The sequence below is a fragment of the Oxalobacteraceae bacterium OTU3CAMAD1 genome (assembly GCA_024123915.1).
Lineage (GTDB): Bacteria > Pseudomonadota > Gammaproteobacteria > Burkholderiales > Burkholderiaceae_D > Rugamonas.
The window spans coordinates 6,800,039-6,813,227 of sequence record CP099650.1; the positions used below are offsets into that span (position 1 = coordinate 6,800,039).

Annotated in this window: 16 protein-coding genes; 2 read left to right on the forward strand and 14 right to left on the reverse strand. The window is 62.9% G+C overall.

The window, feature by feature from the left end; translation table 11 throughout:
- Nucleotides 1–4 precede the first annotated feature (4 nt).
- The 3 genes from NHH88_29060 to NHH88_29070 are packed head-to-tail and all read right to left on the reverse strand — an operon-like array spanning nucleotide 5 to nucleotide 2,602.
- On the reverse strand, nucleotides 5–985 hold the full coding sequence (locus NHH88_29060) for a threo-3-hydroxy-L-aspartate ammonia-lyase (GenBank protein USX13653.1): 981 nt from the start codon (nucleotides 983–985) through the stop codon (nucleotides 5–7).
- A gap of 26 nt (nucleotides 986–1,011) precedes the next feature.
- Nucleotides 1,012–1,986 (reverse strand): ornithine cyclodeaminase family protein, encoded by a 975-nt coding sequence (locus tag NHH88_29065; GenBank protein ID USX13654.1) that lies wholly within the window; start codon nucleotides 1,984–1,986, stop codon nucleotides 1,012–1,014.
- On the reverse strand, nucleotides 1,976–2,602 hold the full coding sequence (locus NHH88_29070; GenBank protein ID USX13655.1) for a PAS domain-containing protein: 627 nt from the start codon (nucleotides 2,600–2,602) through the stop codon (nucleotides 1,976–1,978). Before NHH88_29070 ends, NHH88_29065 begins: the two co-directional genes overlap by 11 nt.
- 110 nt (nucleotides 2,603–2,712) lie before the next feature.
- Here NHH88_29070 and NHH88_29075 point away from each other — a divergent pair, with 110 nt between their 5' ends.
- A complete protein-coding gene (locus NHH88_29075) occupies nucleotides 2,713–3,159 on the forward strand; it encodes a DUF2147 domain-containing protein (GenBank protein USX13656.1) in 447 nt (148 codons plus the stop codon).
- Between the two features lie 7 nt (nucleotides 3,160–3,166).
- Here the strand turns inward: NHH88_29075 and NHH88_29080 are convergent, their stop codons facing one another.
- Nucleotides 3,167–3,937 (reverse strand): ThuA domain-containing protein, encoded by a 771-nt coding sequence (locus NHH88_29080; GenBank protein ID USX13657.1) that lies wholly within the window; start codon nucleotides 3,935–3,937, stop codon nucleotides 3,167–3,169.
- A gap of 115 nt (nucleotides 3,938–4,052) precedes the next feature.
- Here NHH88_29080 and NHH88_29085 point away from each other — a divergent pair, with 115 nt between their 5' ends.
- On the forward strand, nucleotides 4,053–4,526 hold the full coding sequence (locus NHH88_29085) for a YbaN family protein (protein ID USX13658.1): 474 nt from the start codon (nucleotides 4,053–4,055) through the stop codon (nucleotides 4,524–4,526).
- A 43-nt stretch (nucleotides 4,527–4,569) separates the two neighbouring features.
- Here the strand turns inward: NHH88_29085 and NHH88_29090 are convergent, their stop codons facing one another.
- The 10 genes from NHH88_29090 to dusB all read right to left on the reverse strand — a co-directional run bounded on the left by NHH88_29090 (nucleotide 4,570) and on the right by dusB (nucleotide 13,187).
- Complete coding sequence (locus NHH88_29090; GenBank protein ID USX13659.1) at nucleotides 4,570–5,145, reverse strand: hypothetical protein; 576 nt, start codon at nucleotides 5,143–5,145, stop codon at nucleotides 4,570–4,572.
- 57 nt (nucleotides 5,146–5,202) lie between these two features.
- Nucleotides 5,203–6,216 carry a CAP domain-containing protein gene (locus tag NHH88_29095; GenBank protein USX13660.1) on the reverse strand — a complete coding sequence of 338 codons (1,014 nt, stop codon included), beginning with the start codon at nucleotides 6,214–6,216 and terminating at the stop codon, nucleotides 5,203–5,205.
- 129 nt (nucleotides 6,217–6,345) lie between these two features.
- Complete coding sequence (locus NHH88_29100) at nucleotides 6,346–6,831, reverse strand: YaiI/YqxD family protein (GenBank protein USX13661.1); 486 nt, start codon at nucleotides 6,829–6,831, stop codon at nucleotides 6,346–6,348.
- Nucleotides 6,831–7,886 (reverse strand): Holliday junction branch migration DNA helicase RuvB, encoded by a 1,056-nt coding sequence (ruvB, locus tag NHH88_29105; protein USX13662.1) that lies wholly within the window; start codon nucleotides 7,884–7,886, stop codon nucleotides 6,831–6,833. Before ruvB ends, NHH88_29100 begins: the two co-directional genes overlap by 1 nt.
- 15 nt (nucleotides 7,887–7,901) lie before the next feature.
- Nucleotides 7,902–8,198: a hypothetical protein gene (locus NHH88_29110; GenBank protein ID USX13663.1), complete on the reverse strand. Its 297-nt coding sequence runs from the start codon at nucleotides 8,196–8,198 to the stop codon at nucleotides 7,902–7,904.
- Between the two features lie 638 nt (nucleotides 8,199–8,836).
- Nucleotides 8,837–9,415 (reverse strand): Holliday junction branch migration protein RuvA, encoded by a 579-nt coding sequence (ruvA, locus tag NHH88_29115; GenBank protein USX13664.1) that lies wholly within the window; start codon nucleotides 9,413–9,415, stop codon nucleotides 8,837–8,839.
- A gap of 28 nt (nucleotides 9,416–9,443) precedes the next feature.
- Complete coding sequence (gene ruvC, locus NHH88_29120) at nucleotides 9,444–10,004, reverse strand: crossover junction endodeoxyribonuclease RuvC (GenBank protein USX13665.1); 561 nt, start codon at nucleotides 10,002–10,004, stop codon at nucleotides 9,444–9,446.
- Nucleotides 10,005–10,205: 201 nt separating this feature from the next.
- A complete protein-coding gene (gene purH, locus NHH88_29125) occupies nucleotides 10,206–11,792 on the reverse strand; it encodes a bifunctional phosphoribosylaminoimidazolecarboxamide formyltransferase/IMP cyclohydrolase (GenBank protein ID USX13666.1) in 1,587 nt (528 codons plus the stop codon).
- 83 nt (nucleotides 11,793–11,875) lie between these two features.
- The gene (locus NHH88_29130) at nucleotides 11,876–12,109 is read right to left on the reverse strand and encodes a Fis family transcriptional regulator (protein USX13667.1); all 234 of its coding nucleotides are present in this window, start codon (nucleotides 12,107–12,109) and stop codon (nucleotides 11,876–11,878) included.
- A gap of 109 nt (nucleotides 12,110–12,218) precedes the next feature.
- The gene (gene dusB, locus NHH88_29135) at nucleotides 12,219–13,187 is read right to left on the reverse strand and encodes a tRNA dihydrouridine synthase DusB (GenBank protein ID USX17469.1); all 969 of its coding nucleotides are present in this window, start codon (nucleotides 13,185–13,187) and stop codon (nucleotides 12,219–12,221) included.
- Nucleotides 13,188–13,189: the final 2 nt, after the last annotated feature.

The window sequence follows — 13,189 nt, forward strand, 5'->3', positions numbered from 1 at the left end:
CAAATCAGGTAGCAAGCAAGGCGGCGTAACGCTCGATGTCGACGTTGCCGCCGCTGATGATCACGCCCACCCGCTTACCGCGGAGTTGATCCTTCATCGCCCGCGCGGCCGCCAGTCCCAGGCAGCCGGTCGGCTCCACCACGATCTTCATCCGCGCCGCGAAAAAACGCATCTCGGCGCGCAATTGCTCGTCCGTCACCGTCAAAATGCCGTCCACATCGCGCTTGATGATGGGGAACGTCAGGTTGCCGAGGTGCTGCGTCTGCGCGCCATCGGCGATCGTCTTCGGCGTGTCGATATGCACGATCGCGCCGCTGCGGAACGATTGCTGCCCGTCGTTGCCGGCCTCCGGCTCCACGCCGTACAACGTCGTCTTTGGCGACAACGCCCGCGTCGCCAACGCCGAACCGCTGAGCAAACCGCCGCCGCCCAGGCAGACAAACAGATAATCCAGCTCGCCCACCTCCTCGAACAATTCCTTGGCGGCCGTGCCCTGCCCGGCGATCACGTCGGCGTGGTCGTAAGGGGGGATCAAGGTCAGGCCATGTTTGGCCGCCAGGTCGCGGCCGATCTGCTCGCGGTCCTCGGTATAGCGATCATAGAGCACCACCTGCGCGCCATAGCCGCGCGTGGCGGCCACCTTCGACGGCGGCGCGTCGTGCGGCATGACGATGGTCGCCGGAATACCCATCAACTGCGCCGACAGCGCGATGCCTTGCGCGTGATTACCCGACGAGAAAGCCACCACGCCGGCGCGGCGCTGCTCGGCGTCGAACTTCGCCAGCGCGTTGTAGCTGCCGCGGAACTTGAACGCGCCCATGCGCTGCAAATTCTCGGCCTTGAAAAAGACCTGGGCGCCCAGTTCCGCGTCAGCCGTGCGCGAGGTCAGCACCAGCGTGCGGTGCGCGTGCCCGGCGATGCGCTCCGACGCGGCGACGACGTCGGCGTAGGTTGGAAGTAGTACCCCTATCTGTTGTTCGCTCATCTTGCTCCTTTGTTGTTCCGGTGTGATTACCAGGGCCAGGCGATGCTGGTCCCGGCGCCGTTAGCCAAGGCGCGCCGGTACAGCATGCGCGCCACTGTAAGATCCTGCAGGGCGATGCCCGTCATGTCGAAAATGGTGATGGCGTCGGCGGCGATGCCTTCGCGCGCCGGCGTTCCGGCGGCCAGCAGCGCGCCGAGTTCCCCGGCCGCGTTCCCGGCCGCCCATTGCAGCTCGCCGATGGCGCGCGCCTGGGTCAAATCGTCGGCCCACACGCGGGCCAGCGCCAGCAAGCCTTCCGGCAGCTCGCGCTTGCCGCGCGTGTCGCTGCCGACGCAGTTCAGGTGCGTGCCCGGCCTGACCGCCCGCGCGGAAAACAACGGGCCGCCGCCACGCGTGGCGGTGATGACGATGTCGCTTTCGGCGACGGCGGTATCCGGTGTGGCGCCGGCGGCGACGTCGCAGCGCGCGGCGAACAGCGCCTCGAATCGCGGATCGCGGCGGCCGTCGGATGTCAGGTAGCGCACGCGCCGTATGCCGGGCATGACGCGCAGCGCGTAGTCGGTGTGCGCGACGCCCTGCACGCCGGTGCCGAACACGCACAGGCTCTCGCTGTCCGGCCGCGCCAACGCCCGCAAACCCACCGCGCCGGCCGCCGCCGTGCGCGTGGTGGTGACGGCGTTGCCGTCGATGACGCATTGCGGCCTTCCCGTCGCCGGGTCGAACAGCATGATCGTCGCCTGGTGGCCGTCGGCGCCCCGCGCGCGGTTGCCGGGCCAGAAGCCGGCCGCCTTCATGCCCAGCAGCTCCCGCTCCGCCACGCCACCCGATTTGATGCCGAAGACGCCGGCCGGCAGCGCCTCGCGCACCAGCGGGAAGATCTTGCCGGCGCCGCCGGCGTGCAGCAGGAAGGCGTCATGCACGGCGTCGAGCACGTCGTCCGGTTGCAGCAGCGCGCCGGCCTGGTCGCGGTCCAATAAGAGCAGGCTTGCGTTATCTGGCATCGTTGTACACCGTGGCGCGTGAGACGTTTAAATAAGCGGCGACGATTTCCATCGCGCGCCGCACATCGCTCAATCCCGCTTCCTTCAACTCGCGCATCAGCGCCTTGCGCTCGTCGGCCTTGAGGGCGCGCGGCGTGGTCGCCAGCCGCGCCGCGAACTGGTCGATGCGCGCGCGGAGGGCGTCGGCGCCGGCCGGCTCCAGGGTCTCGCTGACGCCGGCGGCGGTGTTGACATTGCCGAACTGCGTCAGCAGGCTGTTCAGGCTGCGGAACACGGTCAGGTCGACATTCATGCACAGCGCGGCGACGTAGCGCCCCTCGCTGTCCTTGATGCCGATCGAGGTGCTCTTGGCCAGGCGGCCGTCGGCGAAGGTGTTTGGGTAATTGGCGATCACCTGCGCGAAGTCCGGGTCGGCGGCGCGCGCCAGTCCCAGCTCGGTGGCCGGCGCGCCGACACTGCGGCCCGACAGGTTGTTGTGGATGGCCAGGATGGCGTGCTCGGGGTCGAGCAAATCGTGCAGCACGACCTCGCAAAACGGCGCCAGCGTCTGGCCCAGGCCGTCGGCGACCTGCTTCATCTGCGCCAGCAGGTTTTGCTGTTCGGGTGTTTTTTTCATCTGCACATATTATCTTGTTTTAGATAATTTGTGTAATTCGATAGAAAATAGTACGACCGGTCATTTATTTGCTACACTCGTCTGACAAAAAATAACCCTTGGAGACCACCATGAAATTTGCCGCATTCGCCATCACCGCGTTGCTCTCGATCGCCCCCCTCGCCCCCGCCTTCGCCGCCGACACGCCGGTCGGCTTGTGGAAGAACATCGACGACGAGACCGGCAAGCCGAAGGCGCTGATCCGTATCACCGAGAACGCCGGCGCGTTCCAGGGCCAGATCGAAAAGCTGTACCGCGAACCGAACGAAGACCAGAACCCGAAATGCGACAAGTGCGAAGGCGCGCGCAAGGACCAGCCCATCGTCGGCATGGTCATCCTGTCGGGCTTGAAGAAGGATGGCGAGGAATTCAACGGCGGCGAGATCGTCGACCCGAAGAACGGCAAGGTCTACAAGGCCAAGATGCACATGACCGACGCCGGCAAGAAGCTCAACGTGCGCGGCTACATCGGCATGCCGATGCTGGGCCGCTCGCAGGTGTGGGTGCGCCAGGAGTAAGCCGCGCCTATTGTTGGATGCCCCTGCCGGTGGCGGTCCAGTAAATGCCGCCCATCAGGTGCGACAGGTATTGCGGGTCCTTGTACATCTCGCCGTTGTGCCCCAGCGAGGTGACGAACACGCGGCCCTTCTCCACCTGGTGGTACCACGCCACCGGGTGGTCCTTGCCCATGCCTTTAGCCACCTGCCCCGGCCAGATCTTGGTCGGATCGTAGGTGCTTTCGTCGACGTTGAGCACCGGGTTGATCTTGATGTTGTGCGGGTTGTCGAACACGTACCACTCGTCGCTCCAGATCCAGCGCGCCGGCAAACCGAACGTCGCCGGGAATGTCTTGTCGACCACCTCGGCCACGCCGGTCTGCAGCATCGGATGGTTGCCGACCCGGCGTCCGACCAGCTTCTCGAACCACGGCCACGTATTTGGCGGAATGATCAGCGCGCGATGCACCAGCATGGCGTTGCCGCCGTTGCGCATGTACGCCTCGAACTTCCTGCGGCGCGGCTCGCTGAGTTCCTCGCCCGGCGTGTTGAGGAACATCACCATCGCATACTGGCCCAGGTCGCCGTCGAACACCTCCGGCCGATGCGTGTACACCATCTCGAACGCGTGCAGCTTGGCCTGCTTCTCCAGGCTTTCGCGGGCGATCGGGATGTACTCGTAGTGGTATTTGCCGGGCATCGCCAGCACCAGGATTTTGTACTGGTCGTCGGCGCGCGCGCCGGTCGCGAACAGCAACAGGCCGGCCAGGGCCATGCAGGCCAATATGATTTTTCTCATTCGATGTCTCCACAAAGTTAGCGCTATCATCGGGGCGGGTCCAATATACACTTTTTCGCCCGAGTGGTGATACGATTCTTGTTAGGCTTGCAGCCCAGCAAGCAACGGAAACGCGATGAAAATTGTATTGAATCTGATCGGATGCGTGGCGGTCGCGCTTGGCGTCCTGGGCATTTTTCTGCCGCTGCTGCCGACCACGCCCTTCCTGCTGCTGGCCTCGGCCTGTTTCGCGCGCGGCTCGAGCCGGCTGCACAACTGGCTGCAAACCAACCGTGTGTTCGGCAAATACCTGCGCGACTACGAGAACGGCAAAGGCATCCCCTTGCGCGGCAAGGTCTGGATACTCATTTTCATGTGGACGTCGATGGCTTATTCCATCTGGCGCGTCGGGACGCCGTGGATAGGCATCATGATCGCGATGACAGGATTGGGCGTGACGATTTATCTGATCCGCTTCGTTCCCAACATGTCACCGCTCGCCGGTGCTGAACTTCCAGGCATTGGAACGGGCATGGCCGTTGACGATGCCGGCGAAAGCGGCGGTATAGACGGTGTTCGGCTTCATCCGCGCGACCGGCACGATCGTTAGCGCGAACGGCAGGCCGGCCCAGTTCGGCCAAAGCCGCTCACACTCAATGTTTCAGGCGATTTGTGGAGCGACCTTGAACGGGATTTGTTAACTTGACTGGTAGTCCGACCAACTGCTGCTGGCTTTTTGTATCGACCGCTAAATCCCAATTGCAAAATGTCCGACCGATACAAGCCATCAGCATTCCATCGTTTATATCGTTCGCCTCCAAAACAGATACTTGAGTCAACTTGCCTTCGGGCGATATACGTAAGCCATATAAGATGGACGCGCCATTTGCCGGCCAGCCTTCCCTGTCGACATGGCGCTGAATGCATTTCCCCAGTGCGCGATTATTCTCGTTTAATAAGCGCCTTATTTGTGCGCCAGTCTCTGGATAGGCATCGATTGAAAGCGCTTTGCCAGAACGAAAATTCCCTGTCGGATCGCTGGCCATATAACATGCCGCAGGTTCGTCCGCTAAGGCGGCACCTGCGCAAAAGGCCGCAACGGTAATAAAAAAACGCATCAAAATGCCCAGAAAAAAATAAAGAATTATTATAAAAAAATATTTTCCGGCCAACCCCTCGGCAAGACTCGGCTGTTTGCTGTGGGGATATCCGAGCGCGCAGGATATCATATTGCCTAACCGAAAAATACATCCATTCCCACGGGGAGGCAACGGACGCGCTTCATGTCACCGCTCGCCGGTGCTGAACTTCCAGGTCTTGGAACGGGCATGGCCGTTGACGATGCCGGCGAAAGCGACGGTATAGACGGTGTTCGGCTTCATCCGCGCGACCGGCACGATCGTGAGTGTAAACGGCGCGATCATCTCGTCGTTCCGCAGGACCGGCCCGGTGCTGGAGAACGTGCCGCCGACCGGACTGACCAGGATTCTGGCGCCCAGCGGCTGCCCGTCCGGCGTGGCGATCGATACATGATCGACAACGATGGCCGGTTTGCTCCGGGCCGCCGGGAACGATGTCGTTTTGAAGTTCAAGGTCACGGGCGGGCCCAGCTCGACGTACTCGGGCAGTGGCGAAGGCTCCTCGGTATGGTTGTAGAAAACGGTGGGCACCTTGGTCTGGTCGGGATACGGATACACGCGGATCGTCCCGTCGTCGGGCAGTTGCTCGACCTGCGCGGCCCCCATGGAAAAGTTCACCACGCACACGGTGTACTTGCCGAATACCGGATCGTTCCTGGTCGCCAACGCGGCGATGCCGACGTCGCGCATGCCGGAGAAAAACAGGCCGACATGGTAAATGCTGTTGGCCCAGCTCGCGGCGCAGCCGGCGAACCGGCCCGCGCCGTTTGAACCATGCACCACCTCCTCGATGTAGGCGGCGCCATAACCGGCGGCCTTGCCCCTGGCGGTGGCGTCGGCGCCCGTGAAGCCGGTGTTTCCCGCCGTCTCGGCGTGCAAGTTCACGAAGTCGCTGGTGTTCAGGTACCGGTGGTGCGCCAGGGCGGCCTGGTCGAGTCTGGCATCCTGGGCCAGCAAGCCGGAGCCCACTTTTTCACGCAGCATGTTGAGGGCGTTGAACACGTGCGCGTTGCCACTGTCCTTCGCATATGAGGGAGCGGCCACGCGCCGGACCAGCGCGGCGGGGTCGGCGGGAGGGATGGCGTCCGCCGGCGCGGGCATTGGAGGGGGGCCGACGACGGAACCGCCGGCGCAGGCGGTCAACAACGAGGCAATGGCCATTGCCGTAAAACGTACACAACGCACTTCAGTCTTCCCAAATATTTTTATAGGTATCGAATTTCACATCGGCACAAATTGATGCCAAAATGGAATTTCAATTGATTATATTCTATATTTGGTGGATGACTGTTATTGACCCTTTGTGCTGACGCCTGCCGACGCCGGCGGCGTCGCGTATTTACGCAGGTGCCGGTCGAGGCTGTTGGCGAAGCTCTGGCGGTCGCCCTGGTTGAAGGCGGCCGGCCCGCCGGTGTCGACGCCGCTGCCGCGCAATTCATCCATGAAGGCGCGCATGCTGAGCATTTGCGCGATGTTGTCGTTGGTGTAGAACTCGCCGCGCGGGTTGAGCGCGTAACCGCCCTTCTTCAACACGTCCGACGCCAGCGGGATGTCGCCGGTGACGACCAGGTCGCCCGGCGCCAGCAGGCGCACGATTTCCTGGTCGGCCACGTCGGCGCCGGACGGCACCTGCACCGAGCGGACAAAGCGCGACGGCGGCACGCGCAGCAGCTGGTTGGCCACCAGGGTGACCTGCATCTGCATGCGCTCTGCCACGCGGTAAAGAATGTCCTTGATGACGGCTGGACAGGCGTCGGCGTCGACCCAGATCTGCATCACAGGTCCCACAGTTCGCCGTTGGGATTGGTGCGCGGCGGCGTCACGCCGAAATGCTTGTACGCGGCCGGCGTGGCCACCCGCCCGCGCGGCGTGCGCTGCAGGAAGCCCTGCTGGATCAGGTAGGGTTCGAGCACGTCCTCGATGGTGTCGGCCGCCTCGCCGATGGCCGCCGCCAGGTTGCCGATGCCGACCGGGCCGCCGCCGAATTTATACAGCACCGCCTCGAGCAGCTTGCGGTCCATGACGTCGAAGCCGACGGTGTCGACGTCGAGCATGACCAGCGCGGCGTCAGCCACGGTCTTGGTGATGTCGCCGTTGGCCTTGACCTCGGCGTAATCGCGCACGCGGCGCAGCAGGCGGTTGGCGATGCGCGGCGTGCCGCGCGCGCGGCGCGCGATCTCGACGGCGCCGTCCGGCGCGATGTTCGCCTTGAGCAGCGCGGCGCTGCGGGTGACGATCTTGGTCAGTTCCTCGGTGTTGTAGAACTCCAGCCGGGCGACGATGCCGAAGCGGTCGCGCAGTGGATTGGTCAGCATGCCGGCGCGGGTGGTGGCGCCGACCAGGGTGAACGGTTGCAGGTCGAGCTTGACCGAGCGCGCGGCCGGGCCCTCGCCGATCATGATGTCGATCTGGTAGTCCTCCAGCGCCGGATACAGGATCTCCTCGACCACCGGCGACAGGCGGTGGATCTCGTCGATGAACAGCACGTCGTTCGCTTCCAGGTTGGTCAGGATGGCGGCCAGGTCGCCGGGGCGCTCGAGCACCGGGCCGGAGGTCTGGCGCAGGTTGACGCCCATTTCGCGCGCGATGATGTTAGCCAGGGTGGTCTTGCCGAGGCCCGGCGGGCCGAACAGCAAAGTGTGGTCGAGCGCCTCCTTGCGGTTGCGCGCGGCGGCGATGAAGATCTCCAGCTGGTCGCGGATCTTGGCCTGCCCGACATATTCATCGAGATGCTTGGGGCGCAGCGCGCGCTCGATCGCCTCTTCATTGGGCGACGACGGCGCCGCGTCGATGATGCGCTGTTCGGTGAAGCTGTCGGTTTGGATGCTCATTCAGTTGCTGGTTGCCTATTTAAATCTTGTTTGAAATATGCGTTGATAATAATTGTCTATCTGTCTTTTGGTGATCCGCAGTTGCCGCTGTTCCCGCTCAGTCAACATGCGATACGGAACATTCGCCAGCTCGGGCGGCGTATCGATTTTCACCACAAGTGATTCTACCTTGCCTTCAGCCATCAACTGCTTCCAGACCCTCAATGATTCTTTCAGCTGTAGTAGTTTGGCTGAGATATCGGGCTTCTGACGCAGTGAGGCATTCGAACCCGAACCCGAATCGTTGTCGCCACCAGTATTCAATGTGTCCATGTTTCCTCCGTAGCTCTGACAATCGCGCGCTCGTGAGTGCCAACTCTGCCGAGTGGTCCTTTCCCGTTAAAACCGTTGCGCCGATGACGCACCCTTTCTGCGCAAGGATATGACCTCTTAAATTGGCGAGTGTTCCGCCTTGGCCGATAAAGTCATCGACCAGCAGGTAGTTCAGGCCAATTACAATCAGACCTGCGAAAAGCACCTGTCGTTGCAGACGCTCATAGCCAGTTGCGCCAGTGTGACTTACTTTGTTCGCTTGAAATATTCTACGCTCCCGGGGCCAATTGAGAACATCAGAGATCAGCCACGCCACCGCCCGAGGTATGGCGTTGACACCAGACGCCTCCTCCGCATGCGCGCTGACCAGTATTGGCGCCAGTCGTTAAACCGCTTCCAGAGCTGCTCCAAAGTTTTAATGGAAACTGCATCGCTAACCAGTTCCATCGCAGCGAGACTATCCCCAGACTTGGCTGCGGCATACGCATGATGCGTCTTAACGAAGCTCTCGCCCGCGTGAATAAACACGGCGGGAAGATAACTCCAGGGAAAGCGTGTTGCTTGTTCCATAATCGGCGCCTCTGCTTTGCTCGACCTTCAAGCATAGGCGGCGGCAGCGGCGCTTCGTTTGAGGCGAATCAGCCTTTGGACAGCGCTTTCAAGGCTTGCTTGATGCCGTCCGAGACGCCGCTGCCGGCCGGCACGGTCTTGAGCGCGAGCAGCGCTTCCTTGTCCGAGTAGCCCAGCGCCAGCAGCGCGTTGAGGATGTCCGACTGCGAATCGGGCACCGCGTGGCCGCCGCCGGCGCCGATGTCCGCGCCCAGCTTGCCCTTCAGTTCCAGCAGCAGCCGCTCGGCGGTCTTCTTGCCGATGCCGGGCACCTTGATCAGGCGTCCCGACTCCTGCAACGTCACCGCCTGCGCTAGGTCGGAGATCGACATGCCCGACAAGATCGACAGCGCGGTGCGCGCGCCCACGCCGGTGATCTTGATCAACTGGCGGAACACGGCGCGCTCCTCGGCGTTGCCGAAGCCGAACAGCAGATGCGCGTCCTCGCGGATCGCCTGGTGCGTGAACAGCACCACCTTTTCGCCGACGTGCGGCAGGTTGTAGAAGGTGCTCATCGGCACATCGACCTCGTAGCCGACACCGGCGCACTCGACCAACAGTTGCGGCGGATTTTTTTCAAGCAGAATACCGGAGAGACGACCGATCATCGTGTTGTAGCCTTCTTAATTAGGGGAGTTAGCCGACCAGGCGGCCGTTCTTCATGCGCAGGCCGGCCAGCGGACCGCTCTTGGCGGTGCTGGTGCCCTGGCCGGCGCCGGCGATCAGGGTCAAGGTCTCGCGGCTGTGGGCATGGCAAATGGCGATGCCGAGCGCGTCGGCGGCGTCGGTGCCGGGCAGGCCGGGCAAGGACAACAGCCGCGCCACCATGTCCTGCACCTGCGCCTTGACCGCGCGGCCGGTGCCGACCACGGCCTGCTTGACCTGCGTCGGCGAATATTCAGCCACGCTGAGCTCGGCCGACACCAGCGCGCAAATGGCCGCGCCGCGGGCCTGGCCCAGCAGCAAAGTCGATTGCGGATTGACGTTGACGAACACCTGCTCGATGGCCGCGCACTCGGGCTGGTAGATGCGGGCGACCTCGGCCACGCCATCGAGGATCACCTTCAAGCGCGCCGGCAGGCCGCCCTCGCCGCTCTTGATGGTGCCCGAGGCGACGTAATACAGCTTCGCGCCCTGCTTGCGAATAACGCCAAAGCCGGTCGTGCGCAAGCCGGGGTCGATGCCGAGAATTATCATTGATGGATTGTATGCAGTAAAGAAAGCGCCCGCAAGGTAGCGGGCGCTTTTATGTTCGGATCATGTCCGGGACCGTCGATTGACCACGGAGCCACGTAGGGCGGATTAGGCGGAACGCCGTAATCCGCCATCTATGAGCCGCCGACGGAGCACGCATTGGCGGATTACGCTGCGCTAATCCGCCCTACGTGGAACCGCGGCTTAGTGGCGGAAGTGGCGGATGCCCGTGTACACCATGACGACGCCGCGCTCGTTGGCCGCGTCGATCACTTCCTGGTCGCGCATCGAGCCGCCCGGATGGATCACGCAGGTCGCGCCGGCGTCAACCACCACATCCAGGCCGTCACGGAACGGGAAGAACGCATCCGACGCCACCACCGAACCGGTCAGCGACAGGCCGGCGTTTTGCGCCTTGATCGAAGCGATGCGGGCCGAGTCGATACGGCTCATCTGGCCGGCGCCCACGCCCAGGGTCATGTTATTGCCGCAGAAGACGATGGCGTTCGACTTCACATACTTGGCCACGCGCCAGGCGAACATCATGTCCTGCAACTGCTGCGGCGTCGGCTGCAGCTTGCTGACCACCTTCACGTCCGTCAACAGCACGTTCTTCGCATCGGCCGACTGCACCAGCAAACCGCCGCCGACGCGCTTGAAGTCCATGGTATTGACGCCATTGCCCAGCGGGATTTCCAGCAAACGCACGTTCTGCTTGGCCGACAGGATCTGCTTGGCCTCCGCCGAATACGACGGCGCGATCAGCACCTCGACGAACAGCTTGGCGAGCTCGGTGGCGGCGGCCGCGTCGATCTCGACGTTGAAGGCGATGATGCCGCCGAACGCCGACGTCGGATCGGTCTGCAGCGCGCGCTTGTAGGCGTCGGCCGCGTCGGTGCCCAGCGCCACGCCGCACGGATTGGCGTGCTTGACGATGACGCAGGCGGCGCTTTGCTGGAAGCTGCCCATGCTCTTGACGCATTCCCACGCCGCATCGGCGTCGGCGATGTTATTGAACGACAGTTCCTTGCCCTGCAGCTGACGGTAGTTGCCCAGCGCGCCGTCGGTGGCGGCGACGTCGCGGTAGAACGCGGCCGACTGGTGCGGGTTCTCGCCGTAGCGCATGTCCTGCACTTTTTCGAACGCCACGTTCAGGGTGGTCGGGTAGGCGTTGCGGCTGGCGTGCTGGCGGTCGGCGCCCAGGCTGGTCAGGTAGTTGGCGATGGCGCCGTCGTACTGCGCGGTGTGCGCGTAGACCTTGGTGGCCAGCTTGAAGCGGGTGTCGTAGCTGACATAGCCGGGCGCGTTGTCGGTGGTCTTCATTTCCGCCAGCACCACGCCGTAGTCGGTCGGATCGCAGATGACGATCACGTCCTTGTGGTTCTTGGCCGCCGAGCGCAGCATGGCCGGACCGCCGATGTCGATGTTCTCGATGGCGTCGTCCAGCGAGCAATCTTCCTTGGCGACGGTGGCCTGGAACGGATACAGGTTGACCACGACCATGTCGATGGTCGGGATGGCGTGCTCTTCCAGCTTGGCCACGTGCTCCGGGAAATCGCGGCGCGCCAGGATGCCGCCGTGCACCTTCGGATGCAGGGTCTTGACGCGGCCATCGAGCATCTCCGGGAAGCCGGTGTAGTCGGCGACCTCGGTCACGGCCACGCCGTTGTCGGCCAGCAGTTTGGCGGTGCCGCCGGTCGACAGGATCTTGACGCCCATGGTGGACAGCGCGCGGGCGAAGTCCAGCACACCGGTTTTGTCGGAGACGGAGATGAGAGCTTGTTTAATCATGGCTGTGAAAGGCTAGGTGGGTTGATGTCTGAGTGCGGCCCGACGGCCGTTCCCAGCCGCCATGCCGGAAAAATCGCCGCTGTTTACAGCAGGCCGTGTTCTTGCAGTTTCTTGCGCAGGGTGTTGCGGTTGATGCCCAGCATCTGCGCCGCGTGCGACTGGTTGCCGTCGGCGCGCGTCATGACCACTTCCAGTATCGGCTTTTCCACGGTCAGCACGACCATATCGTAGATATTCGATGCCTGCTGCTCGCCCAGGTCGTTGAAGTAATCTTCAAGGCTCTTCTGGACTACTTCCTGGATACTTTCTTTGCTCATTTTGATGTCGTTCGCTAAATAATCTGTTGACGCTGGTAAATCACTCCGGGACTCATGATCCAGGCGCTTACCCTTCTGATATAACTTTTTTAGTGCTGGCTAACTGTTCTTATGCGGCTTGCAAAACTTCAGGGAGGCGGTATTGTAACCGCTCGCCGTAAGTCCACTGGGATTCGAAAAACTGGTCGACGGCGATCAACTGCTCGTCGGTGGACTCCAGCAGATTCATCTTCTGGCGGAAATCCTCGCCGCCCTCGAGGTCGCGCACGTACCAGCCGATGTGCTTGCGCGCGGTGCGCACGCCCAGGTAGTCGCCGTAAAACGCATAATGGGCGCGCAGGTGTTCGTCCATCAGCGCGCGCACTTCGTCCACGTACGGCGGCGGCAGATGGGTGCCGGTGCGCAGGAAATGCTCGATCTCGCGGAAGATCCACGGCCGGCCCTGCGCCGCGCGGCCAATCATGACGGCGTCGGCGCCGGTGTAATCGAGCACGAATTTGGCTTTTTCCGGCGTGGTGATATCGCCGTTGGCCACCACGGGAATGGCCACCGACTGCTTGACCGCCGCGATCATGTCGTACTCGGCGTCGCCGGTGTAGCCGTCGGCGCGCGTGCGGCCATGCAAGGTCAGCATGGCGATGCCCGCGTCCTCGGCGATGCGCGCGATCCTCAAAGCGTTCTTGTTCTCGCGGTTCCAGCCGGTGCGGAATTTTAAAGTAACCGGCACGTCGACCGCGCCGACCACCGCTTCGACGATCTCCCTGACCAGCGCCTCGTTCTGCAACAGGGCCGAACCGCACCAGCTATTGCACACTTTCTTGACCGGGCAACCCATATTGATATCGATGATCTGGGCGCCGCGCTCGACGTTGAAGCGGGCGCAGTCGGCCAAATCCTTGGGATCGGCGCCGGCGATCTGCACCGCCTTCGGCTCCATTTCGCCGGTGTGGTCGGTGCGGCGCGAGCTTTTCTCGGTCGCCCACAGGCGCGGATTGGACGCCGCCATTTCGGATACCGCGTACCCCGCCCCCAGCTGTTTGCACAGCTGACGGAAAGGCCGATCCGTCACACCCGCCATGG

Excerpts from the sequence above, each read along its gene's own strand:
- dusB (USX17469.1), bottom strand. The coding sequence starts at position 13,187 with ATGGCGGGTGTGACGGATCGGCCTTTCCGTCAGCTGTGCAAACAGCTG.
- NHH88_29110 (USX13663.1), bottom strand. The coding sequence starts at position 8,198 with ATGGACACATTGAATACTGGTGGCGACAACGATTCGGGTTCGGGTTCG.
- NHH88_29090 (USX13659.1), bottom strand. The coding sequence starts at position 5,145 with ATGATATCCTGCGCGCTCGGATATCCCCACAGCAAACAGCCGAGTCTT.
- NHH88_29130 (USX13667.1), bottom strand. The coding sequence starts at position 12,109 with ATGAGCAAAGAAAGTATCCAGGAAGTAGTCCAGAAGAGCCTTGAAGAT.
- ruvC (USX13665.1), bottom strand. The coding sequence starts at position 10,004 with ATGATAATTCTCGGCATCGACCCCGGCTTGCGCACGACCGGCTTTGGC.
- ruvB (USX13662.1), bottom strand. The coding sequence starts at position 7,886 with ATGAGCATCCAAACCGACAGCTTCACCGAACAGCGCATCATCGACGCG.
- NHH88_29095 (USX13660.1), bottom strand. The coding sequence starts at position 6,216 with ATGGCCATTGCCTCGTTGTTGACCGCCTGCGCCGGCGGTTCCGTCGTC.
- NHH88_29060 (USX13653.1), bottom strand. The coding sequence starts at position 985 with ATGAGCGAACAACAGATAGGGGTACTACTTCCAACCTACGCCGACGTC.
- NHH88_29100 (USX13661.1), bottom strand. The coding sequence starts at position 6,831 with ATGCAGATCTGGGTCGACGCCGACGCCTGTCCAGCCGTCATCAAGGAC.
- purH (USX13666.1), bottom strand. The coding sequence starts at position 11,792 with ATGATTAAACAAGCTCTCATCTCCGTCTCCGACAAAACCGGTGTGCTG.
- NHH88_29080 (USX13657.1), bottom strand. The coding sequence starts at position 3,937 with ATGAGAAAAATCATATTGGCCTGCATGGCCCTGGCCGGCCTGTTGCTG.
- NHH88_29085 (USX13658.1), top strand. The coding sequence starts at position 4,053 with ATGAAAATTGTATTGAATCTGATCGGATGCGTGGCGGTCGCGCTTGGC.
- NHH88_29070 (USX13655.1), bottom strand. The coding sequence starts at position 2,602 with ATGAAAAAAACACCCGAACAGCAAAACCTGCTGGCGCAGATGAAGCAG.
- NHH88_29075 (USX13656.1), top strand. The coding sequence starts at position 2,713 with ATGAAATTTGCCGCATTCGCCATCACCGCGTTGCTCTCGATCGCCCCC.
- NHH88_29065 (USX13654.1), bottom strand. The coding sequence starts at position 1,986 with ATGCCAGATAACGCAAGCCTGCTCTTATTGGACCGCGACCAGGCCGGC.
- ruvA (USX13664.1), bottom strand. The coding sequence starts at position 9,415 with ATGATCGGTCGTCTCTCCGGTATTCTGCTTGAAAAAAATCCGCCGCAA.